Here is a 24,742-nt window from a genome sequence, read left to right as displayed (position 1 = left end):
TAGAGATGGAAAATCTATTCTGTTTTTAATTGTTTTTAGATTACTAAATTTGGAGGGATATTATGAAATGTGAAATTGCTGTTATTTCTCCATCAAGTATTTTAACAAAAAAAATGGAGGAAGAAATAAAAAAAAGAAATCTTGATATCATTGTAAAACAAGCTTTTACAGATGATGCTATAAATGAAGCTGAAGAGTTAATTTTAAAGGGAATTAAGGTCCTAATAAGCAGAGGACATACTGCTGCAGTCTTGAGAGAAAGTTTGGATATACCTATAGTAGATGTTAGACACACTTTTTTTGATTGTTATATAGCTTATAATAAAGCTAGAAAGATATCCAATAGAATAGCATTTTTGGCAAGTTCTAAGAGTTTTGAAAGTATCCTATTTAGAAGCAAAGAATTCTTAAAGGGAATTGAAATCGTTCCCATAGATTTGACGGAAAATTCAGAGATAATAGATGAGAGATTACAAAAATTAGCTGATAAGGGGATAGAAGTAGCTATAGGGGGGTTAACTTTACAATCAAAAATAAAAAAATTAGGTATAGAGTATGTAATGAGTGAAGCAGATGAAGAAGCTATAGATCAAGCTCTAGAAGAGGCATTTCATTTATCCAGAATAGAATTAGAAAGAGAAGAAAGAAGAATAGAACTTCAAAATAGATATGAAATGATAAACTCTATATTAAACTGTGTATCTGATGGAGTGATAAGTTATGATGGAAAAGGTTCAATAACAAATGCTAATCATAATGCAATAAAAATATTAGGTAAAAATATATTAAATAAAAATGTAAAGGAATTTATTCCATCTGATTTATTTATAAAATCTATAAATAAAGGAAAGAAAATTAGTAATGAAATTATTGATATAAATAAGATGTCCCTAGTACTAAATTTAGAGCCTATTAAGGTAGGTTCTAAAGTTGTGGGATCAGTAGCAACTTTACAAAAATCTAAACAAATACAGGCCTTAGAGCAAAAAATAAGAAATAGCATGCTTAAAAAGGGTCATATTGCATACAATAGATTTGAAGATATATTAGGTAAAAGTAATGAAATAAGTCAAGTTAAAGAAATAGCTAAAAAATATGCTAAGGTGGATAGTACAGTTTTAATTTTTGGTGAAACAGGAACTGGAAAAGAACTATTTGCCCAAAGTATACATAATTATAGCAATAGAATGGACAAACCCTTTGTAGCTATAAATCTAGGAGCATTTCCACAAAACTTATTAGAAAGTGAGTTATTTGGATATGTAAAAGGTGCTTTTACAGGAGCACTAAGTGAAGGTAAAGCTGGAATATTTGAATTAGCCCATGGAGGAACTATTTTTCTAGATGAAATAAGTGAAGCACCATTAGAAGTTCAATTGAAATTACTTAGAATTATTCAAGAAAGAAAGATAGTAAGAATAGGTGATGACAAAGTAATCCCAATTGATGTTAGGATAATAGCTGCCACAAACAAAGATTTAAAAGAACAAGTAGAAAAAGGATTATTTAGAGAAGATCTTTACTATAGAATTTGTGTATTAGAATTAAAAATTCCAATATTGGAAAAAAGGAAAGAGGATATACCTTATTTAATCCATCATTTTATGGAGGAAAGTGAAGTTCCTGTAGATTTAATCACTAATAAAGCTTTAAAAATATTAAAAGAAGCTAAATGGCCTGGAAATGTAAGGCAGTTAAATAATATAATAGAGCGTTTAATTATTATGAGTAGTGATGGAATAATAGATTCTGATATGGTCAATGAAGTATTAGATTATATTCAAAGGGATAGATTCAAATATGATTCCAAATCTGTAAAAAATGAAATAGAAATAAAAATAAAAGAAAATTTAACAGAAGAAGAGTTAATAAAAAGAGCTCTCATAGAAACTAAAGGAAACAGGAAAAATACAGCAGAGATCTTGGGAATAAGTGTGACTACTCTGTGGAGAAAGATCAATAAGTACAAGAGTATAGATGAAGATTTCTTAAAAAGAGTTAAATATGGAAATACAGAACTTTGAAATCACAAAACATTCCAAAAGTTTCAACATGTTTCAGAACATTTCAAATAGTTTCGAAGAATTTCATTTTTCTATTTTCTGAATAGAAGTAAATTAACTTTGAAAATCTTTTTAATGTTCATATACTAAAAATAAACCAAGTATCTAGGTGACATGCCTGAAGGATACTTGGTTTATTTTTAATTTATTATTGGTAAAATTCAACTTGGCATATTAATTGCATAAGTATTATAGTGAAATTTTATAATAGTGTGAATTGGAATAAATTTATAATAATCTAATTCTCAAATAATAATATTAATATAAGTTGAGGTGATTTTATGAAAAATTTAGTTTCTTTTATAGGTTTTGGAGAAGCAGCTTTTCATATAGCTAATGGATTAAAATCAGAAGGTTTAAAAGATATCATAGCTTATGATGTAAATCAGGACCATGAAGAAAGAGGAAAGATAATTAGAAATAGAGCAAGGGAAGCTGGTATAGTCTTAGCTAATTCTCTAGAGGAAGCCTACGATACATCAAGATTTATTATTTCTCTAACCAGTGCAAAGGTTGCTCATAAAGTAGCAAAAGGAATTATACCTAATTTAAAGTCAGGACAAGTATTTGTAGATATGAACTCTGCAGCCCCAAGTATCAAAGAAGAAATAGATAGTATTAATAGGGAAAATGGAGTGTTAGTCTGTGATGCAGCTGTAATGACAACGGTACCAGGGAATGGTCATAAAGTACCAATATTTTTATCGGGAGATGGTGCTAAAGAATTTTATTTAGAATTAATAGAATATGGAATGAATTTAAAAGATTTAGAGGCTCCTATCGGTGCATCTTCTGCAATAAAAATGTTTAGAAGTGTATTTATGAAGGGATTACCCCAAGTGATGATAGAATCCATGGTCCCAGCAGCAAGATTTGGCGTTTTAGATACTTTAATTGATTCCTTAAATGGAACCTTAGTAGGTAAGACTATAGAAGACTTATCTCAAGTGTTCATTGCTAGGACTATGGTTCATGCTGAGAGGAGATCAAAGGAAATGGCAGATGCGGTTTTAACATTGGAAGGAATGGGATTAGATGCATCTATGTCCAAGGCTACCCAATATAAATTAGAACAATTGGCAGAAAAAGAATATGTAGATATAGTAGGTCCAAAAGGAGATATGGACTTTAGAGATGCTATTAAAATACTGATGAAAGAGGAGAATATAAAATATGAATAAAGTTAAATACAATAAGATGCCAGAATTAATATCAAATGAAATTATTGAAAGAGTATCAAAATTAAGTCCTGCTCTATTATGTGATGGAATGAAAGAATTAGGAATATTTAGAGAAGGTGCTATGGATGGAAGTATTTTACCAATAGAAGATAGTGAAGTGATGATTGGTACAGCATATACTGTAGACACACAAGAAGGTGATAACTTTCCTATTCATTTGGCAATTTACCAAGGGAAACCAGGTTATGTACTATTGATAGCAGGAAAGGCTTATGAAGAGAAAGCTTATATAGGAGATTTAATGGGAGCAGCAGCAGATGCTATAGGATTTGAAGGTGTAGTAGTAGATGGGTTTGTAAGGGATAAATTAGGTTTAAAAGAATTAGGTATGCCGGTCTATTCAAGGGGATTGATGCAAAGAGGACCAGGTAAAAAAGGTCCAGGAGAGATAAATACTACAGTTACTTGTGGAGGAATAAAAGTAGATCCTGGTGATCTAGTATTTGGAGATGCAGATGGTGTAACAGTAATACCTAGAGATAGAATAGAAGAAGTATTAGAAAAAGCTGAAAAGAAAAATGTCTATGAGATAAATAGAAGAAAACAAATAGCAGAGTATAGAAGATGTAAGGCGGAAGGTGGAGAACTTCCAGATTTAGCCCCAGGATGGGTAAATGAGATGCTGGAAGATTTATATAGATAAATAGTGGAGGTGTATTTATGAGTGCAATAGAGCTAAAAACTCCTATTACAAATCAAGATATCGATAAATTAAAGGCTGGAGATGCAATAGAAATTAGTGGAACTATATACGTGGGAAGAGATGCTGTATTACCTAGAATAGTAAAGCTAATAGAAGAAAATAAACTAGATGAATATGATATAGATCTCCAAGGGGGAGTAATATTTCATTCAGCAGTAAGTGTTGCAGGATTGGGGCCTACTTCTAGCAACAAAGAAGAGATAGAAGGAAATATACCAAAATTATCCCAGGCAGGTGTAAAATTACATTTAGGAAAAGGTTCTTTATTGCCAGAAACAGTAAAAGCACTAAATGAAAATAATTCTATATTTGTAGTAATTCCACCTATTTCAGCATATTTAACCAATAAAACCTTGAATAGGGAAGTAGCAGCTTTTCAAGAAGAAGGCATGGAAGCCTTTTGGAAACTTGAAGTAGATAAATTTCCAGGGATTGTAGCAATAGCTCATGGGAAGTCAATATTTTAGTTTAAATGGAGGTGAATAAATGATAACCATTAAGGATATTAGAAAGGCAAGTTGTAAGGCAGTTGTTAAAGGTAGTAGCACCTTTAGACCAGATCAAATAAGAGCTTATGAAAGAGCAATAGAAAAAGAAACTGATAAAAAATCTAAATGGGTATTGGAAAAAACATTGGAAAATTCCCAGATAAGTGAAGGTGAACAAGTTGCATTGTGCGATGATACAGGAATACCCCATCCTTTTGTAGAAATAGGAAAAGATGCAATTGTAGATGGTTCCATGTATCAGATATTAGAGGCAATAGAATTAGGAGTAACTGATGGTTTGAGAGGGTTACCGACAAGGCCAATGGCTGTAAAGGGTGAAGGATTAGAGAGGATGTCTCAAAAACATGGACTTTACGATGATCCAGGGATGCTTTTGCCAGCACCAACTAGTGTCAGAATAATAGATGGAGATGAAATAAAGATAACTGTACTAATGCAAGGTGGAGGTCCTGAAATCCGCTCAAAAACTTACCATGTATTTCATAAACATGAAGAGATGAAGTTGATAGATACAGCTTTACAATGGTCATTGGATATGGTAGGGAAATTAGGATGTACTCCTTGTGTTCCATCTATAGGGATAGGAAGAACACATTATGAAGCTACTTCTATGATGTTAGATGCAATGATTAATGGAAATTTTGATGTGCAAAGTGATTTAGAAAACTATATAACGGACAAGCTAAATGAAAGTGGTGTAGGACCTCTAGGCTTAGGAGGTAGAACAACAGCACTAGGTTCATTTATAAAAATAGGAGAGGCAAGAGCCAGTGGAATAAGAGTATTAACTGTAAGACTTAGTTGTTCTGTTGAACCTAGAAAGGCAACAATAGTATTAAAATAAAAAAATATGGAGGGTTACAGATGAAAAAGGTAATTAGTATATTAATAGTGATAGTTTTAATGCTGAGTTTGGTAGCCTGTGGTAGCTCTAATAATAATGATGGAAATGACAAGGTAGCTTTAGATTATCCAAAGAGGGCAATAGAGTTTGTAGTTCCATTTGGACCTGGTGGCTCAGCAGATATGATGACTCGCCAAGTAGCTAATATGATGGATGAATTTGTAGATAAGCCAGTAAATGTTATTAATAAAGCTGGTAGTGGTGGAATAGATGGAATGAACTATGTAGCTCAAGCTCCAGCAGATGGATATACAGTGCTTCAAATAACTCCATCTCATGCAATTGCAGAAGCTCTAGAGAGACCAAATGCAGAATTGACAACTGGATTTGAACCAATAGGAAATTTCCAAAAGGATATACAAATTTTTGGTGTTGCAAAGGACAGTCCTTTTGACACAATAGAAGAATTATTAGAATATGCAAAAGAAAATCCAGGTGAATTAAAAATTGGTGGGACTTCACCAGGAGGGTTAGACAATTATATGGCAGATGGCTTTGCAGATGCAGCTGGAATAGATATAACGTATGTTCCGTATAAGAGTGCAGCAGAAACTAAGGCAGCGGTACTAGGTGGAGAATTAGATATATACCAAGATAAAATAATATCATTTTTAACTATGGTAAAATCAGGCGATATCAAGCCCTTAGTAGTTTTGCATGATGAAAGATTGGAAATGATAGAAGAATTAAAAGATGTACCTACTACAGTTGAAAAAGGTATAGAATTTACACAGGGTTCTTGGAGAGGATTTGCAGTTAAGAAAGGTACTCCACAAGAAATAAAGGATTATCTAGCAGATGCAATTGAAAAGGTCTATAATTCTGAAGCCTATAAAGAAGCTTCAGCAAAAGAAATGTCAAATATAATTCCAGGATATATAGCGCCAGAAGAATATGGAAAAATGTGGAATGATGAAATAACAAAGTTTAAGAAAATTTTAGTAAAGTAATTATAAAACCCTAAGGTACTCCTGGGAGTACCTTAGGAAAATTAGTAAATGGGGGAGTGAATTTATGGAACTTTTATTTAATGGTTTTATTGCAATTGTGCTAATCATATTTTTTATAGCTTCAAAGCAAATTGATGGAATGACTATATCTAGTGACAGAATAGGAGCCAGTGGATTTCCTCAAATTATTATAGCCATAAGTTTTATACTTTTAATATTTATATCATATAAAAATATTAAGAATCTTAAGCAGAGTAAAAAGGAAGATAAATTTAACTTTAAAGATAAAGGTTTTAAAGTAATGCTCATGAGTATGGGATTATTAGCAGCCTATATATTTACTATGAATATTATTGGATTTATCCTTGGAACCTTTATATTCTCAATCTTAGCAGCTAAGATAATGAGATATAATAAAACCTTTAAAACTATAATATTTTCCTTAGGACTTACAGTAGGTGTTACCTTGATTTTTGGGAAACTGTTTTTTGTTGGGTTGCCCAGAGGTATAGGATTTCTCAGAGAGATCAGTTACTTAATATATTGAGTGGGGTGAAGAAATGGAGTTTATAGTACAGGCGTTTGGGACAGTGTTTAGTCCTTTGTCTTTGATATTTATGTTTTTAGCAACTACCTTTGGAATGATTAGTGGAGCATTGCCAGGTCTGGGGCCTTCTATGGCAGTTATATTACTTTTGCCCTTCACTTATACCATGGATCCAATTGTCGGAATAATTACATTAGTAGCAGTAAATGTTGGTGCTCAAGCAGGGGGGAGTATATCCTCCATACTTTTAAAGGTACCAGGAACGGCAAGTTCTATAGCCACAACTTTTGATGGATATCCTATGGCCTCTCAGGGAAAAGCAGGTAGGGCTCTAGGTTTAGCTTTTACAGCATCAGCTTTTGGTAGTATTTTCTCAGCAATTGCCATGTTAGTATCAGCTCCTTTATTAGCTAAGTTTGCTCTGAAGTTTCAGAGTGCAGAGTACTTTGTATTGGCTTTATTGGGTTTGAGTTGTATATCCAGCTTGGGTTCTAAGAATCAAGCTAAAGCAATATTATCAGGGACTCTAGGATTGTTATTGTCAACAATTGGATTAGACTCAATTAACGGTGCTGAAAGATTTATATTTGGTCAATCTTGGTTATATGGAGGTATTGACTATATCCCTGTAATGATTGGTGCCTATGCAATAGCTGAAGTATATAAAAATATATCTATAAATTGTGGAGATGAAATTCCAGAAGGAAAAATAGAGAAGAATGCTAAATTTGAATTTGTAAAGTTCAAAGAAATACTCAGCAAATGGAAAACATATCTAAAATCAGCCATAATAGGAACAGTTGTAGGAATCATACCTGCTGCTGGAGGTTCAATAGCAGCATTTATAGCATATGGTGAAGCAGCAAGAACAAGTAAAACTCCAGAACTATTTGGAACTGGAATAGATGAGGGAATAATTGCTCCGGAAGCATCTAATAATGGAGCTGTTGGAGGAAGCTTAGTACCTACATTGACATTGGGTATTCCAGGAAGTCCTGTTGCAGCAATTATAATGGCTGCGTTTATGCTACATGGATTGACACCAGGACCTCTATTGATAAAACAACAACCAAGTATGCTCTATAGCATATTTATAGCTATAATAGTGAGTGCTCTTTTAATGGTAGTATTAGGTAAATATATTTCTAAGGAATTTGCTAGAATACTAGATTTACCATATCCACTATTGGCCATTTTAATTATGGTATTAGGCGTAGTAGGAGCGTATTCTTTAAGAAATAATTTTACAGATGTACTTATATTATTTGGATTTAGCTTTGTAGGATATTTTTTCAACAAATTTAATTATTCTAGTTCTGCCTTTATATTGGGCTTAATTCTTGGTGAGATAGCAGAGAGTTCCTTGAGAAAACAATTAATTATAGATAATGGTAGCTGGTTAGGTTTTGTTACGAGACCATTATCATTAATAATTTTAATAATTTCCATAGTAGCTTTCCTTAATCCAATGATAAAAAATATCATTGCTAAGAAGAAAAATGAATTATAGTAATTATTGTGAAGATTAGAGATGGAAGATATTATCCATTTTAATAGAATTAAATTTTAGTGTTAAAGGAGAAGTATAAAAATGAAATTTCAATATGATTTTTTGAAGAAAATAGTTAGCGAAGTATTTAAAAAAATAGGACTTGAAGAAGATGATGCAAATACAGCTAGTGAAGTACTATTAAGATCTGATTTAACAGGAGTAAAATCACATGGACTAAGTAGATTAGAAAATTATGTTTATAAACTAAGTGAAGGCAAAATAAATACCCATCCAAAAATAAAACAGCTTAATGAAGATGAAAAACTTATTAAACTAGATGGAGACAATGGTCTAGGATTAGTTGTGGCACCAAAGGCTCTAGATAAGTGTATAAATGCAGCTAAGAAACATGGAATATCCTGTGTAACAATAAACAATAGCAATCACTTTGGGGTAGGAAATTATTATGGTGGCAAAATTGCAGAAAATGATCTGATTGGAATCGTAATAACAAATTCCACACCCCATATGGCACCTTACGGGGGAGTAGAAAAACTTTTAGGCACAAATCCTATAGTTATAAGTATACCAACTGGAAGTGACAAGCCTATAGTTCTAGATATGGCCACTAGTGCAATTGCTTTTGGAGTAATAGAGCAATTTGCCTTAAATAATATGGATTTAGAACCAAACTGGGCCATGGATTTAAGTGGTAATGTTACTCTAAATCCTAATGTTGTTAAAAGTGGTAATGGAATGCTGATGCCAATGGCAAAACATAAAGGTTACGGTCTATCTTTAATAGTAGATATTTTATGTTTTGCATTAGGAAATGCTAAAGCTGGCAAAGATATTGTTAGCATGAGAGCAAAAGGTGAAGATATTTGTAGTGAAGGGGTCGGACATATAATGCTGGCCATAGATATATCTAAGTTTGGTTCAAAAGAGAAATTTAAATCTGATGTAGATGAATATGTAAACCTTATTAAAGGTAGCAAAAAGAAAGAAAGTGTTAGTGAGATATTTGTTCCTGGAGAGATAGAATATAATAGATTAAAATTAAATATGGAAAAAGGTTTAGAATTAAATGAGAATGCATACTTATATTTAGAAAAAGTAGCTAAAGAATATGATATCATCAATAAAGAGCAATCTTTACAAGAAATTGCCAAAGAAATTTCTAGATAAAAATCAGTACCCCCACTGAATTTGAATCTAGAGTTAAAAAGATATAGACAGTAGATAATTATCTACTGTCTATATCTTTTTATGAATACAATTTTGTTATATATTTCAATTTATGGGTAAATTCTATGTGAATATTGAAGTAATTAAAATTAAAGGCAAAGATTACATGCATAAGGAGAGAAGCAGATGTCTGAGTTCTATGAAATAATAAGAAATGAGAAAGGATTTCCTATAAAGACCTTTGTTCATAGTGTAAATAAATTTGAAATGCATTGGCATAATGAACTAGAGATTCTACTTGTTTTAAAAGGAATTGTAAATATAACAATAGGAAGAAAAGAATATTTACTTAAAGAAAATGATTTAATAGTAATCAATAGTATGGAAATGCATAGTATAAATAAGATAAAAGAGGACAATATTCTGTTGGCCCTACAAATTAGCCCCAATTATTATAGTGAAATCTATCCAGAGTTTTCCAATATAGTATTTGATTGTGATTCTATCCTATCTAATGAACAAGAAAAATTTGATGTAATTAGACATTCTTTAGCAGAAATTTTATGGGAGATAAATAAAAAGAAAAAAGGATATGAGTTGATAATAGGGAGTAAAATAAATTTATTAACATCATATCTAATAAGTAATTTTACTTCTTCACAAACTCATGAGGAAAAAGATAAGACTAATTATAAAGATATGAAAAGAATGGAAGAGATAATAGTTTATATAAATGAAAACATAGAAAAGAAAATATTTCTTAAAGAAATTGCTGAAAATCAAGATATAAATTCTTATTATTTATCACATTTTTTTAAGAGAAAGACAGGTATAACCCTTCAAGAATATATTAATATCATAAGATTAGAAATGGCAACAAAACTGTTGACAACTACTGATAAAACAGTAACAGAGATAGTCTTTAAATGTGGATTTTCTAGTACCAATTATTTTAATAAAATTTTTAAAGAAAAGTATGATTGTACTCCAACTGAATATAGAGAAGAAAATATTACATTAAATAAAATTCAAGATATAGATAAAATAAAAAGCAAGACCTATTTAGATGTGGATAGAAAAGCAGCTTTTAAAAAGTTGTTTTCATATTTAGACCCTAAAGTAAATGAATCAAATTATAAAAATATGGTGGGAGAAATTAAAAAAGAGATATTTATTGATGCACATCAGAAAGAAAAAACTCTTTATAAACCCTATTGGAAAAGGTTGACCACATTTGGAAGAGCAAAAGAGGGGCTTAGGTCTAGTGTTCAAAATCAGCTTAGAGAAATGCAAAGGGAAATTGGGTTTGAATATATTAGATTTCATGGTATTTTTATGGATGAGATGATGATATATAATTCAAATAAAGATGGCATAGTTTCTTATAATTGGACATATGTAGATGAACTATTTGATTTTTTTATGGATGTAAATATAAAGCCTTTTGTTGAACTAGGATTTATGCCATCAGAATTAAAGAGATCAGATGAAACTGTTTTTTGGTGGAAAGGAAATATCTCTCCTCCAAAGGATATAAAATTATGGACTGACTTAGTAAAGGAATTTATAAAACATTGCATAAATAGATATGGGTTACAAGAAGTAGAGACCTGGTATTTTGAAGTATGGAATGAGCCAGAGTATAGAAATGTTTTTTGGGCTGGTACTAAGGAAGAATACTTTGAATTCTATAAAGAAACTTCGATGGCAATTAAGTCTATTTCTAAAAAACTAAAAGTAGGAGGCCCTTCTATAACCTATGGAGCTATAATAGATAGTAATTGGCTAGATGATTTTTTATTGTATTGTAATAAGGAAGGGATTATACTAGACTTCCTATCTGCTCACATATATCCAGAGTATATCAATCAAGAAAAAGTAAGTGTAGCTTATAAAGATTATACAGAGGGAAGACTTAGCATAGAAGAATTATTGAAGGTAAAGGACATTTATCATAATGATGATCACACTTTAAATATAAATGAACAGATAAATAAGAAAATAGATAATAAACTAGGATATAAATCAGAAATACACATAACAGAGTGGAGCGCCTCATCATTACTAGGAAATTTAATCCACGATACAGCTTATGTATCCACCTTTATAATTAAAAATATATTGCAATGTATAAATCTTGTAGATTCCATAGGATATTGGACTTTTACAGATATATTTGAAGAAGAAAAGTTGAGAGCACCACATTTTTATGGAGGATTTGGATTGATAAATAAAGATGGATTTAAAAAGGCTTCTTACTATGCCTATTATCTATTAAATAAATTAGGTTTATTTATAATAAATCAGGGTAAAGACTATATAGTTACAAAAAACAATGAGGATATCCAAATATTGGCTTATAACTATGTATATTTTGATAAATTATTTTTAAGTGGACATACATCTGCATTGATGGATAAAAATAGATATGAAATATATGAAGAAAAGCCCTTAAAAGAATTAGAAATTAAGATAAAAGGACTTTCTGGGAATTATAAGATTACTAAATACCAATTAAATAGGGAACATGGTTCAGTATTTGATCAGTGGCTCAAAATAGGTGCACCAGAAAATATGAATAAAGAAGAAATAGAATATTTAAAAGGGGTATCTCAGCCTAAAATGACTGTATGTAATTTAGAAATAAAAGAAGAATATAAAGACAAATTATATATCCCGGTTCATGGAATAGAGTTAATAACAATAGAAAAAAGATTATAAATTTATCAAAACCAGCAGTTCTATTGAAAAAAATACTAATATAGCAAAATAATACAATGATTATAGCAAATTAGGTGTAGATATGATAATTTATATAAATTATCATAGTAGGTAAAATATTAAAATATTAAGATAGGGAGGAGATTGCCATGAAATTTATGTATAACAAAAGTAAGTTTACTATAGTTTTTCTATTGATATTTTCATTATTGATACAAATAGCTGGACCAATAGCAGAAAATTATGTATATGCAAAAGATGTAGTAGAAGAAGATATAGGGCAGAAAGATTCTTCGGTAGATATAGAGCTGCCAGAAGAGGGAGAAGAACCAGATGAAGAATCAGAAAACCAGTCAAAGCCTGATGAATCAGTAGAAGCAGAATACCAAGAAGAGAACCAAGGTAAAAATGATAATGTTGAATCTAGGCAAACAGATGAAGAAGAGCAAGAAAATCAAGAAGAACAAGATAAGGATTCTGATAACAAAGAGGACATCCAAAATCCAGTGGACAAAGAAGAAGTAGAAGAAACAGAGGATGAAAATAATCAGGAGTCTACTGATGAAGAAGAACCAGAACCAGAAGAAAAACAACCTATAGAAGATGAAGAAGAACCTTTTATTGGACCTATGATAGAGGAGGAAATTAAGCTCTATTCAGCGCCTAATGATTTGGACAATATATTTACAAGTGTGAAATTGACTGTAAATGGTGAAGAAGTTAAGGATGGAGAAATAATACCAGAAATCAAAGATGGTACTAAGGTAGAACTTAGTTACAAATGGAATACAGTTAATAAGGGTGTTGAAAGTGGAGACACAGTAGAGATACAAATTCCAGATATATTTACTGTGGCTAATTTTAATGATAAAGACCTTCTGCTATCTGATGGTACAACTGTTGCCGGAAAATGGAGCACAGACAATGGAAAACTAAGGATTGTATTTAATGAAAATGGTAAAGATGTTGAAAATGGTCATTTAAACTTTGGATTAAGCTTTAATATGGAGAAATTTAGAGAAGATGTAATCCAGAAGATAGAATTTAATACTGAAGAAGATAAGACTTTGACTATTGTTGCAAAGCCAAAGACAACTGTTGCTGGTATATTTAAAAAAGGAGAACCAGATTCAACAGAAGATGCAAAAAACATTAATTGGACTGTAGACATATTAAATTTAGAAGACACACCGTTAACTAATGCTACACTAGAAGATTTATTACCAGATGGACTAAAATTAGGAGATATAAAAGTTTATGACTTATCTTTAGGTTTAGAGGGAAGGAAGACTAAAGGTAGTGAAGTAACTATAACTCCAGAAGAAAAAACAGATAGTGGATTTAAATTAAAATTTGATAGTATAGATAGCTATAGTGGATATCAAATAGAGTATAATACAGAAATTACAGATTTTAGCAAAACAGAATTTACAAATAAAGTATATTTTAATAAGAATGCTGAAGGTGAACCTGATGCTGAAGCAACTGTAAGTGGACTTAAAAGAAGTAATCTTATAGAAAAAGATGGAAGCTATCTAGGCAAAGACGAAGATAGAATAGAATGGTTTATAGATGTAAATAAACCATTAGTTGGAATAAATAATGCTGTAATAATAGAAGAACTTCCACCGGGATTAGAATTAGTAGAAGATACTTTAAAGGTATATGATCTTATAAAGACTGGTGATAAATGGGGAGAAAATGGAATAGCAAGTGATAAGACAATTGTAGAATCAGATTTTCCAACAATAAACTTAGGAGAAGTAGAACAAGATAGAGCTTATAGAATTAAGTTTAAAACAAGTATAGATTATTCTAAAGTAAACGGTGGAATTTATAAAGGTATAGACAATGAGTTTTTAAATAAAGTTACACTAAAAGATGGAGAGAGTAAACTAGGAGATGCTGAAAAAACTGTTAGTGGTATAGACAGACATCCAATTATAGAAAAGACAGAGATATCAAATATATCTTATACCGACAAAACTCTTACTTGGCAATTGGAAATAAATAAAGCAAAACATCTTATGAATGGAGTAAAGATAGTAGATACTTTACCAGCAGGACTGAAAATTGAAGTGGGAAATATTAAAGTATTAGATTCAGATGATAACTCATCTAATATATTAGATGGAAATATAACGATAGAACCTGATACAGAAGATTCAACAAAAACAAAAGTAACAATGAATTTAGGAGATATAGGCCGAAATCACTATAAAATACAATACACTGTTGATATCACAGACTTTGGAAAAGCTAATTTCCCAAATGAAGCTTATATATCAGGAGAAGGTATTGGTACTAGTTGGAACTACGATACCAACACAATAAGTGTAGGGGGAAATGAATATAAAAAAGAGTCAACATCAATAGATTATAATAATAAGACTATATCATGGAAATTAACTGTAGATCCTAAAAGAGAGCCAATAAAAAAACTTGAGATTATAGATACCTTCCCTAAGAAAGGGTTAATATTAATAGAGAAAACTTTAGTTGTTAAACAGGGAGAGGGAGAACAACCATTAATAAGAGATGATGGTAGCAATAATGGAGATTATATTCTTAAACCCTATACAGATGCAGAAGACAATGTAACTGGGTATCAAAAAGGATTTACTTTAGATTTTCCTGAAATAATTGATAGTGATCTTTTAAATCAAGAGATTACTGTAGAATACAAAACTTCATTTGACCCCAAAGAAGGAATAGAACCAAATGAAAATATAGACAACAACTTATATAGCAATCAAGCTAAATTTATTTGGCAAACTAATACTAGAAGTGGAGAAGAAATTGTACCTGTTAATAAAAAAGTAATAGATTCATCATGGAATAGTGGGAAAAAAGAAGGAAGATTAATCAGTGTTGATAAGGAAGGTAATGTTGTAAAAGGTTGGCATAGTGGCTATACACGAAAACTTGAGTGGAAAGTGTATATAAACTATTTAGAACAATCACTTGGAACTGAAGTAAGTGTAGAGGATACACTGGGATATGAAGGAAAGATAGATGAAGATAGCATACAGGTAAAGACATACACTGTTGATGCTAATGGAAATACTTCATATGAAAATGGTACTACACTTGACAAGGATAAATATGACGTGGAAATTGATGCTGATAGAGAATGCTTCACATTAAACTTTAAAGAAGAAGTAAACGAAAGATATGTAATAATATACACAACATCTGTACCGAATATATCTAGTGAAACCTATACAAATACAGCAACTACTACAGGAGAAAAAGTAGGAGATAAAGGACACACATATACAGGAACTGTAAGTTTTGATCAATGGAATGACAATTTATCGAAAGAGGCACTTGGCTTAGATGGAAATAGTAAGGTATATACAGATGACGAACTTAAATGGGAAGTCTTAATAAATGAAAGTATGTCAATTATAGAAAATGTTGTAATAACAGATACTATAAGTGATGGACTAGTGTATTTAAAGGATACCATGGAGATATATAGACTTGAAAAAGGTTCAGAATTTAAGCTAACTGAAGGTACAGACTATAAATTAAGTGTTGACACTACAACAAGTGCTCCAAAAACAGAATTAAAAATAGAATTTAATAGTCCTATTGATTCAACCCATTTGATAAAATACACTACAGTTGTAACTGAAGAAAACGGTATAGTTAATAATACTGTAGCATTTAGTGGAGACAACATAACTGTTGACTCAGTAGAAACTGAAAAGCTACAAGCTACACAATTCTCTTCTACTGGAGGAGATCCTGCAAAAGGAAAAATAAAAATAATCAAACAAGATGAAAATGGAGTTAAAATTACTAGTTCAGAAGCTACATTTGCACTATGGTATGAACTAAATGGAGAATATCAAAAGTTTCAAAATAAGAACTTTGAAACTACAGATGGAGAAGTAGAAATTGGGAATTTAGCTTTAGGTAAAACATATTATTTAGAGGAGATAAAAGCTCCAGAAGGATATTTGAAAAGCAATGAACGTTTTAAAATAAAGGTTGAAACAGCATTTGGAAATGAGGTTAGCAATATTGAAAAAATATCTGTAATAAATGTTGAGAAAATACAAGTAACAGGTAAAAAAATATGGATAAATGGACCAGAAGTAAAGCCAGATATAAAATTACAATTATATAGAGATGGAGTTGCTTATGGAGAATCAGTAACATTAGAAGATGGAAAAACAGAATATACTTGGACAGATTTAGCAAAAACTAATACAGATGGAAAAGAATATATTTATACCATAGGTGAAGAAGAAGTTGAAAAAGATAGTTTGAAAAACTATGGCAAATCATATTCTGATGATAAATTAACTATAACAAACACTTATAATAGTCCAAAAACAGATGTAGTAGGAAGAAAAATATGGGAAAATGGACCAACTCCAAGACCAAATATAGAATTACAATTATATAGAGATGGAGTTGCTTATGGAGAATCAGTAACATTAAAAAATGGAGAAACAGAGTATATTTGGAAAGACTTAGATAGAACTGATAAAAATGCTAAGAATTACACTTATACAGTAAAAGAAGTAAATATACCAGAAAACTATAAGAAGTCAGAGGAAGGATTAACAGTAACAAACACTTATGTTATACCAAAGACAGAAGTAACAGGAATTAAAAAATGGGTAAATGGATCAACCCCAAGACCAAATATAGAATTACAATTATATAGAGATGACAAAGCGTATGGTGAACCAATCAAATTAGAAGATGGAGAAACTATTTATACTTGGACAAATCTAGATAAAACTGATATAAATGGAAAAGTATATATCTATACTGTGGATGAAGTAAGAGTACCATATAGATATGATAAAGAAATATCAGCTGATGGTCTAACAATAACTAATATCTATAACCCACCATCTGATTCAGGTGGTTCAGATCCAGGTCCGGATAATAAAACAGGAAGAATAAAGATACTAAAAAAAGCATATGATACAAATGCTCTATTAGAAGGTGCAGAGTTTGATATAATAAATTCTAAGGGTAAAGTAGTAGATACTCTTACAACAGATAGAAAAGGTAGGGCAGTATCAAAAGATTTACCATTAGGAGATTATAAAATTGAAGAAGTAAAAGCGCCAGAAGGATATATATTAAATGATAGAGTGATAAAAAAGACAGTGACCTATGGAGTGAGTCAGGAAGTTGTTGTATACAATGAATTAGACGACCCTGATAATCCAACAAATCCAGATCCTAAAGATCCAACAGACCCAGAGGAGCCTGTAGATCCAGAAGATCTAGAAATTACTGAGAAACCAGAGGATCCTAAAGATCCGGATGAAGAAGTAGATATAAACGGAAATACTCCAGAGGGAAGACCTGATATAGATACAGATAAAGATTCATCTGAGGACCCAAGTGAAGAGATTGATGTAGATGGTAATTTACCAAAAGATAGACCATCACTACCTACTACAGGATCAAAAGACAATATTGTCTTCTATGTAATAGGTTTAGCATCAATTCTAATAGGATTTGCCTTGAGAAAAAAGACAAAACAAAATGGTTAGGAAAAAGGGATATTGGGGAATAAATAAATAGACATAAAAAATAGTGTGGTAAATTTTACCACACTATTTTTTATGTCATTTTTGTTGAAAAACAATTTAAAAATTTAGTCCTTCTCTCTTCATCCCCACACTAAGGGATATTCCTACACTTACCATACTTATAAGTAAAAAAGTTCCACCTTGACTGAAGAAGGGAAGAGGTATACCTGTGATAGGCATTAGCCCCATATTCATACCTATATTTTCCCAGATATGGAATACAAACATGGCAGCTATACCTGTAACCATCAAAGTTCCAAATAAATCATTACTGTTTTTAGCAATTTTAATAAGCCTATTTAAAAATATGAAATAAAGAACTATAACCGACATTCCTCCTATAAATCCAAGCTCTTCTACTAAGGATGCATATATAAAGTCAGTTTCTTTTTCAGGTATATAGTTATACTGGGTTTGAACCCCCTTATGCAATCCTCTACCAAAAATTTTCCCAGAACCTATTGCAATCTTTGCCTGGATTGCTTGATATCCTGTACCAATAGGGTCCCTTTCAGGTTCTAAAAAGTCAAAAAATCTATCTCTTTGATATTTATCTAGTTTAAACCATATGGCAGGTAAAGATAGCATAAAAGCTCCAAAGGCATACCCAATATAAGACCATTTTATATCTGCAACAAATAACATTAGTGCAATAAAAAATACAAATACCATAGCAGTTCCAGCATCAGGTTGCATCATAATAAGAAGTACTGGAAATCCTGCAAAGGCTAATATCTTAATGAGGGTAAAGGGTTGATTTATAGTTTCTCTATTTTTATCTATAAACTTAGCCAAAGATATAATAAGACCTATCTTTACAAATTCAGCAGGTTGAAATACAAAACCTCCAATTGAAAGCCAAGAATCTGATCCCCATTGCTCTTTTCCAAAGCCCCATATAACTGTGGCTACTAAAAGTAAATTAGAGGCTATATAAATAGGTATGTACAATTTACCTAAAAATTCATAATCAATTAATACTAAAGCAAGTATTGCAAAAAGTCCAAGTACCAAAGCTATACTTTGACTTTTAACAAATCTATTTGTATCAAAGCTTAAGGTAGTAGATTTAATCATTAAAATCCCAAATCCACACATTATTAATACTGTAAAAAACAAAACAAAGTCAAATTTTTTAAATGATTTTTTCTTAAAATTAAACATCTTATCTTCCTTTCATTTAACTAGAATAATTATATCATATTATGAAAAAAATTGTATAAATAGATATAAATATTCTAAATGTGGTATCATTAATATAGGGAGTGATTAAATGTTAAAAATAGGATGTCATCTATCCATTTCAAAGAGATTTACCCAGGCTATCAAAGAGGCCGTTTCAATAGATGCCAATACATTTCAGTTTTTCACAAGAAATCCACGAGGTGGAAAAGCTAAGGATTTAGATCCAGAAGATATGAAAAATCTTAAAAGTATCATGAAAGAAAAAAACTTTGCTCCATTGTTTGCACATGGTGCTTATACTATGAATTTAGCCTCTGATAAGGCTCATACTAGGGAATTTGCAAATATGATATTAAAGGATGATTTAGAAAGACTTAAAGAAATAGGAAATGCCTATTATGTATTTCATCCAGGTTCACATGTAGGCCAAGGAAGTGAAAAGGGTATAGAATTAATAGTAGATGCTTTAAATGAAGCAATAAAAAAAGACAATGATACTACCATACTCTTAGAGGGGATGTCTGGTAAGGGTACAGAAATAGGTAGAAGTATGGAAGAATTAAAGAAGATAATAGATGGAGTTAAATACAATGAAAATATGGGTATATGTATAGATACCTGCCATTTGTATTCCAGTGGATATGATATAGTAAATAATTTAGATGGAGTTTTAAAAGAAATTGACGATTTAATAGGATTAGATAGATTAAAAGCTATACACTTAAATGATAGTAAAGTAGAACTAGGTTCAAATAAAGATAGACATGAAAAAATTGGTGAGGGAACAATAGGAAAACAAGCTATTATAAATGTGATTAATCATCCCTTATTAAAAGATAAGGTATTTAATCTAGAGACTCCCAATGAATTAGAGGGATATAAAGAGGAAATCAAGTTTTTAAGAGAGAATTATAAAAATGGATCTTAAAAGATATATAATAGATACTGCTCATAATATGGGAATTGATATGGTTTATTTTACAAATTGTAGTCCTTTTATAAATTTAGAAGAATACCTTATATATAGAAAGAAAAATAAATTATCTACAAGTTTTGAAGAAGAGGATATAAAAAAGAGGATAGATCCAAAAGAAACCTTTCCTAATTGTAAATCTATAATTGTACTTGGTATTTCTTATAATACGGATTTAAAAATAGAAAAGCACCCCCTAAAGGGAAGCCTATCCAGGTCTTCTTGGGGGGAGGACTATCATAGAGTATTAAATAGGAAAATGGAGAGTTTAATTGAGGAATTAAAAAAGATAAAGGATTTTGAATATAAAGCCTTTGTAGATACAGGACCACTAGTAGATAGAGAGTTGGCTAAAAAATCTGGTTTAGGATATTATGGTAAGAATTGTTCCATAATAAATAAAGAATACGGATCTTTTATATTTATCTCATATATACTCACAGATTTAGAATTAGATATAGATGAAATTTATATAGATGATGATTGTGGAGATTGTGACTTATGTATTAGAGCTTGCCCTACAGGAGCTTTAGAATCAGAATATACATTGAACCCTAAAAAATGTATCTCTTATCTAACTCAGACAAAAGAAGAAATTCCAGAAGACTTAAGAGAAAAAATGGGTATAAAAGTCTATGGATGTGACACTTGTCAAATGGTATGCCCTAAAAATAAAGGGATAAAAATTCCCAATCACAAGGAATTCATACCTATAAACACAGGAGGTAGTATAGATATAAATCAGCTTTTTTCCATGTCTAATAGAGAATTTAAAAATAAATATGGACATATGGCTGGAAGTTGGAGAGGGAAAAACACCTTAAAGAGGAATGCCATTATAGCCCTTGGGAATATAAAAGATAAAAAAAATCTACCCTTATTATTAGAGGAAAAGGATAAAAACAATCCTAATTTAATAGAATATATAGATTGGGCAATTAAAAAACATGGTAATTAATGTATGATAAGTATGTTATAATATATTTATCTATAAATTTAGGAGGGATAATTGTGGAAAATGTTCATGAATTAAAATTTTTAAAGGAAAAGATTCAAGAATTAAAAGATGGTGGGGTATACAGAAAACTCCCGGTCTTAGAGACTCCAAATGAACCCGAAATAATACTAAATGGGAAAAAGGTAATAAATCTTTCTGCAAACAATTATTTAGGATTTTCAAATCACCCAAGACTTAAAAAAGCTGCAATAAAAGCAGTAGAAGAGTATGGTGTAGGTTCAGGTGCTGTAAGAACTATAGTTGGAAATATGGATATACATGAGGAATTAGAAAAAGTTTTAGCAGAATTTAAAAGAGAAGAAAGAGCATTTTTATTTCAATCAGGATTTAACTGTAATGCTGGGACAATCCAAGCAATTACTGAAAAGGGAGATATCATAATATCTGATGAATTAAATCATGCATCTATAATAGATGGAAGTAGACTTTCAAGAGCTGATAAAGCTATATATAAACATAGTGACATGGATAGCTTAGAACAAGTTTTAAAAGAAAATAGAGATAAATACAAAAGAATGTTAATTATTACAGATGGTGTATTTAGTATGGATGGGGATATAGCAAACCTACCAGATATAGTAAACTTAGCAGAAAAATATGAAGCTATGACTTATGTAGATGATGCACATGGATCTGGAGTCTTAGGAGAAAGTGGAAGGGGTACAGTGGATCACTTTGACCTTCATGGAAGGGTAGACTTTAGTATGGGTACATTATCTAAAGCGATAGGAGTAATAGGAGGATATGTAGCAGGTTCAAATACAATGTATGAGTGGCTAAGCCATAGAGCAAGACCTGTACTATTTAGTACATCTCTACCACCGGCAGTAATCGGAGCTATAACTGAAGCTCTTAAAATGCTAATGGAATCTACTGAGTACACTGAAAGACTATGGGATAATGCAGATCACTTTAAGAAAAAATTAGGAGAATTAGGATTTAATACTGGAAATAGTAAAACTCCAATAACTCCAGTTATAATAGGCGATGAGGCAAAGACTATGGAATTTAGTAGAAAGCTCTTAGAAAATGGAGTCTTTGTATCAGGTATAGTATTTCCAACAGTTCCAAAAGGTACAGGTAGAGTTAGATGTATGATTAGTGCTGCTCATACTAAAGATCAATTAGATAGAGCCGTAGAAGTATTTAAAAAAGTAGGAGAAGAAATGAATATATTATAAAATTAAATTAGATGAGATTCTTCTCTATGAAGAATCTCAAATGTTTTGAGGTGATCTAGTGATAATAGGTACTTGTTCATTAGAATTGATGATATTTGAATCAGATTCTTTAAAATATAAAAGGCATATTATTAAAAGTATAATAGAAAGATTAAAAAATAGATTTAATATATCTATTGCAGAAATAGATTTAAATGATAGCTTAAAAAGTGCCATAATAGGTTTTGCATGTGTTACTAATGACACTGTATATGCAAATAAAATAATAAATAAAGTTATAAACTTTATAGATATGGATGGTAGAGTTGAAATAATTGATTATAATATAGAAATACTATAGGGAGAAAGAGAAAAATAATGTTAGACCAAAAACAAATAGATAGAGTAATTCAGATACTTTTAAAAACTTATCCTGATGCAAAAGCTGAATTAGATTTTACTACTCCTTTTGAACTTTTAGTAGCAACTATTTTATCAGCCCAATGTACAGATGTAAGAGTAAATAAAATTACAGGAGAATTGTTTAAAAAATATAATACTCCAAAGGATTTTGTCAAATTAAGTGAAGCTGAACTCGGGAAAATGATATATAGCTGTGGTTTTTATAAAAACAAAAGTAAGAGCATATTGGAGACAAGTAAAATTTTAATTGAAAAATATAATGAAGAAGTCCCTGGAGATATAGATGAACTCATGAAACTACCAGGTGTTGGAAGAAAAACTGCCAATGTGGTAGCTAGTAATGCATATGGGGTTCCTGCCATTGCAGTAGATACCCATGTATTTAGAGTTTCAAATAGAATAGGTATTGCAGATAGTAAAAATGTACTTGACACAGAGAAGGATTTAATGGAAAATATCCCTAAAGACATGTGGACTAAAGCACATCATTTATTGATATTCCATGGTAGAAGAATATGCAAATCTAGAAAGCCAATGTGTGATAAATGTCCATTAACAGAGTATTGTATCTATTATAGAAATGAGGTAGATAGATGAAAAAAAAGACTTTATGGATAATTGCCTCAGTAATTATTATACTAGGTGTATTATCAGGAACAGCTTACTATTTCTATGAAAATGTTGTAAATATAGATACTATATATGAAGGAATTTATATAGAAGAATATGATGTAGGTAAAATGACAAAGGAAGAAGCCTTAAAATATATAGAGAAAGAAAAAACACAAGAATTAAAGGACAAATCCTTGAATTTAAGCCATGGTGATATAGAGTATAGTTTATCATTAAATGATATAGGTTTTAGTTATAATTACAGTCAGGCAGTAGAAAAAGCATATGAAGTAGCCAGAACAGGGAATCCATTTACTAGATATGGAGAGATTAAGAAGATAAAAAATGAAAACTATAGAATACCCTTAGAACATGATTATAGTGAAAGTAAAATTGTGGCAGAGGTTGAAAAGATTGCCGAGGAAATAAATCAAGAAGCAGTAGATGCAAAAATTAATTTTGCTAATGGGACTTTTACCGTAAGCCCTGAACAAACAGGTATAAGTGTAAAAAAAGATGAGCTTACAAATTTGATAGAAGAAAACATAGTTGAACTAAAGGATATAAATATACCCACAGAAATAATAAATCCAAAATATACAGAAGATTATTATAGTAGGGTAAATGGATTATTAGGAGAATATTCGACTTCATTTAAAGGAAGTTCTAGCGGTAGGATTGAAAATATAAAGCTTTCAGCTAGGGCATTTAACAATCTATTAATTCATCCTGGGCAAGAGGTATCATACAATGAGATTACTGGACCGAAGCGAAAAGAGTATGGATATAAAGAAGCACCAGTAATAGTTGGAGGAGAATTAGTACCAGGATTAGGTGGTGGAGTATGTCAGACATCTACCACTCTGTATAATACCCTTTTACTTGCGGACTTGACTATAACAGAAAGGTCACCTCATTCAATTCCACCAAATTATGTAAACTTTGGAAGAGATGCAGCAGTTGCCTCTGGATATTTAGATTTAAAATTTAGAAATGACTTTGACTATCCTATATATATGACTTCTAAAGTGGTAGGTACTAGGGTATATTTCTACGTGTATGGAGATGCTCTATCTAGAGATTATAAAGTTAAAATAAGTGAAGAAGTAGTAGATTTTAGACCCTTTACTACAAAGGAAGTATTAGATGAAACAATGGCACCTGGAGCTAGAGAAGTAGTACAACAAGGAAGAAATGGATATAAGTCAAAGACTTATAAATCCATTGTAAAAAATGGAAAAGTAATAAGTTCAAAGCAAATAAACTCAGATTACTATAGAGAAAGACAGCATATTGTAAAACATGGACCTAAAGTTCCTGAAAAACCGAAAATAGAACCAGAACCACAAGAGCCTGAACAGTCCCAAGAAACAATGGCTCCAAAACAAGATCAAACAGAAGAAACTAAACAAGAACAATCACAAAAAGTAGAAGATGAAAATATTTCATTAGATCCTATAGAACAAAACCCTTAATCCTAGGA

At 30.9% G+C, this 24,742-nt stretch carries 18 protein-coding genes; 17 read left to right on the top strand and 1 reads right to left on the bottom strand.

Annotation, left to right across the window (positions count from 1 at the left end; genetic code table 11):
- Window positions 1–62: 62 nt before the first annotated feature.
- The 11 genes from AC4PG3_RS10465 to AC4PG3_RS10415 all read left to right on the top strand — a co-directional run bounded on the left by AC4PG3_RS10465 (window position 63) and on the right by AC4PG3_RS10415 (window position 17,849).
- Window positions 63–2,024 (top strand): sigma 54-interacting transcriptional regulator, encoded by a 1,962-nt coding sequence (locus AC4PG3_RS10465; protein ID WP_492196576.1) that lies wholly within the window; start codon window positions 63–65, stop codon window positions 2,022–2,024.
- 320 nt (window positions 2,025–2,344) lie between these two features.
- On the top strand, window positions 2,345–3,244 hold the full coding sequence (locus AC4PG3_RS10460) for a DUF1932 domain-containing protein (RefSeq protein ID WP_492196575.1): 900 nt from the start codon (window positions 2,345–2,347) through the stop codon (window positions 3,242–3,244).
- Window positions 3,237–3,947, top strand: coding sequence for an RraA family protein (locus tag AC4PG3_RS10455; RefSeq protein WP_492196574.1), 711 nt, complete (start codon window positions 3,237–3,239; stop codon window positions 3,945–3,947). The genes AC4PG3_RS10460 and AC4PG3_RS10455 overlap by 8 nt, the downstream gene beginning before the upstream one ends.
- 17 nt (window positions 3,948–3,964) lie before the next feature.
- Window positions 3,965–4,474: a fumarate hydratase C-terminal domain-containing protein gene (locus AC4PG3_RS10450; protein ID WP_492196573.1), complete on the top strand. Its 510-nt coding sequence runs from the start codon at window positions 3,965–3,967 to the stop codon at window positions 4,472–4,474.
- A gap of 19 nt (window positions 4,475–4,493) precedes the next feature.
- Window positions 4,494–5,360 (top strand): fumarate hydratase, encoded by an 867-nt coding sequence (locus AC4PG3_RS10445; RefSeq protein ID WP_492196572.1) that lies wholly within the window; start codon window positions 4,494–4,496, stop codon window positions 5,358–5,360.
- Between the two features lie 20 nt (window positions 5,361–5,380).
- A complete protein-coding gene (locus tag AC4PG3_RS10440) occupies window positions 5,381–6,370 on the top strand; it encodes a Bug family tripartite tricarboxylate transporter substrate binding protein (protein ID WP_492196571.1) in 990 nt (329 codons plus the stop codon).
- Between the two features lie 64 nt (window positions 6,371–6,434).
- Window positions 6,435–6,917 carry a tripartite tricarboxylate transporter TctB family protein gene (locus AC4PG3_RS10435; protein ID WP_492196570.1) on the top strand — a complete coding sequence of 161 codons (483 nt, stop codon included), beginning with the start codon at window positions 6,435–6,437 and terminating at the stop codon, window positions 6,915–6,917.
- A gap of 13 nt (window positions 6,918–6,930) precedes the next feature.
- A complete protein-coding gene (locus AC4PG3_RS10430; protein WP_492196569.1) occupies window positions 6,931–8,427 on the top strand; it encodes a tripartite tricarboxylate transporter permease in 1,497 nt (498 codons plus the stop codon).
- An 81-nt stretch (window positions 8,428–8,508) separates the two neighbouring features.
- The gene (locus tag AC4PG3_RS10425) at window positions 8,509–9,597 is read left to right on the top strand and encodes an Ldh family oxidoreductase (protein WP_492196568.1); all 1,089 of its coding nucleotides are present in this window, start codon (window positions 8,509–8,511) and stop codon (window positions 9,595–9,597) included.
- A gap of 186 nt (window positions 9,598–9,783) precedes the next feature.
- Window positions 9,784–12,318: a GH39 family glycosyl hydrolase gene (locus AC4PG3_RS10420; protein ID WP_492196567.1), complete on the top strand. Its 2,535-nt coding sequence runs from the start codon at window positions 9,784–9,786 to the stop codon at window positions 12,316–12,318.
- A gap of 149 nt (window positions 12,319–12,467) precedes the next feature.
- Window positions 12,468–17,849 (top strand): collagen binding domain-containing protein, encoded by a 5,382-nt coding sequence (locus AC4PG3_RS10415; protein ID WP_492196566.1) that lies wholly within the window; start codon window positions 12,468–12,470, stop codon window positions 17,847–17,849.
- 96 nt (window positions 17,850–17,945) lie between these two features.
- Here the strand turns inward: AC4PG3_RS10415 and rodA are convergent, their stop codons facing one another.
- Window positions 17,946–19,052 carry a rod shape-determining protein RodA gene (rodA, locus tag AC4PG3_RS10410; protein ID WP_492196565.1) on the bottom strand — a complete coding sequence of 369 codons (1,107 nt, stop codon included), beginning with the start codon at window positions 19,050–19,052 and terminating at the stop codon, window positions 17,946–17,948.
- A 109-nt stretch (window positions 19,053–19,161) separates the two neighbouring features.
- On the opposite strand from rodA, the gene AC4PG3_RS10405 reads away from it, so the two are divergent.
- From AC4PG3_RS10405 to AC4PG3_RS10380, 6 genes are read left to right on the top strand one after another with little or no spacing between them, the layout of a single operon-like run.
- Window positions 19,162–20,001: a deoxyribonuclease IV gene (locus AC4PG3_RS10405; protein WP_492196564.1), complete on the top strand. Its 840-nt coding sequence runs from the start codon at window positions 19,162–19,164 to the stop codon at window positions 19,999–20,001.
- Window positions 19,991–21,004 carry a tRNA epoxyqueuosine(34) reductase QueG gene (gene queG, locus AC4PG3_RS10400; protein ID WP_492196563.1) on the top strand — a complete coding sequence of 338 codons (1,014 nt, stop codon included), beginning with the start codon at window positions 19,991–19,993 and terminating at the stop codon, window positions 21,002–21,004. The genes AC4PG3_RS10405 and queG overlap by 11 nt, the downstream gene beginning before the upstream one ends.
- Before the next feature lie 53 nt (window positions 21,005–21,057).
- Window positions 21,058–22,245 carry a glycine C-acetyltransferase gene (locus AC4PG3_RS10395; RefSeq protein WP_492196562.1) on the top strand — a complete coding sequence of 396 codons (1,188 nt, stop codon included), beginning with the start codon at window positions 21,058–21,060 and terminating at the stop codon, window positions 22,243–22,245.
- A gap of 58 nt (window positions 22,246–22,303) precedes the next feature.
- Window positions 22,304–22,585, top strand: a complete 282-nt coding sequence (locus tag AC4PG3_RS10390) for a DUF503 domain-containing protein (protein ID WP_492196561.1) — start codon at window positions 22,304–22,306, stop codon at window positions 22,583–22,585.
- A gap of 17 nt (window positions 22,586–22,602) precedes the next feature.
- On the top strand, window positions 22,603–23,244 hold the full coding sequence (nth, locus tag AC4PG3_RS10385; protein ID WP_492196560.1) for an endonuclease III: 642 nt from the start codon (window positions 22,603–22,605) through the stop codon (window positions 23,242–23,244).
- Window positions 23,241–24,734, top strand: coding sequence for a VanW family protein (locus tag AC4PG3_RS10380; RefSeq protein ID WP_492196559.1), 1,494 nt, complete (start codon window positions 23,241–23,243; stop codon window positions 24,732–24,734). The genes nth and AC4PG3_RS10380 overlap by 4 nt, the downstream gene beginning before the upstream one ends.
- Window positions 24,735–24,742 lie beyond the last annotated feature (8 nt).

This window comes from Tissierella sp. QWL-11, from assembly GCF_058683765.1.
This window is presented reverse-complemented; position numbering and strand designations above follow the sequence as displayed.

Bases quoted from the DNA above. Each gene is read 5' to 3' on its own strand.
- AC4PG3_RS10465 (WP_492196576.1), top strand. From the start codon at position 63: ATGAAATGTGAAATTGCTGTTATTTCTCCATCAAGTATTTTAACAAAA.
- AC4PG3_RS10460 (WP_492196575.1), top strand. From the start codon at position 2,345: ATGAAAAATTTAGTTTCTTTTATAGGTTTTGGAGAAGCAGCTTTTCAT.
- AC4PG3_RS10455 (WP_492196574.1), top strand. From the start codon at position 3,237: ATGAATAAAGTTAAATACAATAAGATGCCAGAATTAATATCAAATGAA.
- AC4PG3_RS10450 (WP_492196573.1), top strand. From the start codon at position 3,965: ATGAGTGCAATAGAGCTAAAAACTCCTATTACAAATCAAGATATCGAT.
- AC4PG3_RS10445 (WP_492196572.1), top strand. From the start codon at position 4,494: ATGATAACCATTAAGGATATTAGAAAGGCAAGTTGTAAGGCAGTTGTT.
- AC4PG3_RS10440 (WP_492196571.1), top strand. From the start codon at position 5,381: ATGAAAAAGGTAATTAGTATATTAATAGTGATAGTTTTAATGCTGAGT.
- AC4PG3_RS10435 (WP_492196570.1), top strand. From the start codon at position 6,435: ATGGAACTTTTATTTAATGGTTTTATTGCAATTGTGCTAATCATATTT.
- AC4PG3_RS10430 (WP_492196569.1), top strand. From the start codon at position 6,931: ATGGAGTTTATAGTACAGGCGTTTGGGACAGTGTTTAGTCCTTTGTCT.
- AC4PG3_RS10425 (WP_492196568.1), top strand. From the start codon at position 8,509: ATGAAATTTCAATATGATTTTTTGAAGAAAATAGTTAGCGAAGTATTT.
- AC4PG3_RS10420 (WP_492196567.1), top strand. From the start codon at position 9,784: ATGTCTGAGTTCTATGAAATAATAAGAAATGAGAAAGGATTTCCTATA.
- AC4PG3_RS10415 (WP_492196566.1), top strand. From the start codon at position 12,468: ATGAAATTTATGTATAACAAAAGTAAGTTTACTATAGTTTTTCTATTG.
- rodA (WP_492196565.1), bottom strand. From the start codon at position 19,052: ATGTTTAATTTTAAGAAAAAATCATTTAAAAAATTTGACTTTGTTTTG.
- AC4PG3_RS10405 (WP_492196564.1), top strand. From the start codon at position 19,162: ATGTTAAAAATAGGATGTCATCTATCCATTTCAAAGAGATTTACCCAG.
- queG (WP_492196563.1), top strand. From the start codon at position 19,991: ATGGATCTTAAAAGATATATAATAGATACTGCTCATAATATGGGAATT.
- nth (WP_492196560.1), top strand. From the start codon at position 22,603: ATGTTAGACCAAAAACAAATAGATAGAGTAATTCAGATACTTTTAAAA.
- AC4PG3_RS10380 (WP_492196559.1), top strand. From the start codon at position 23,241: ATGAAAAAAAAGACTTTATGGATAATTGCCTCAGTAATTATTATACTA.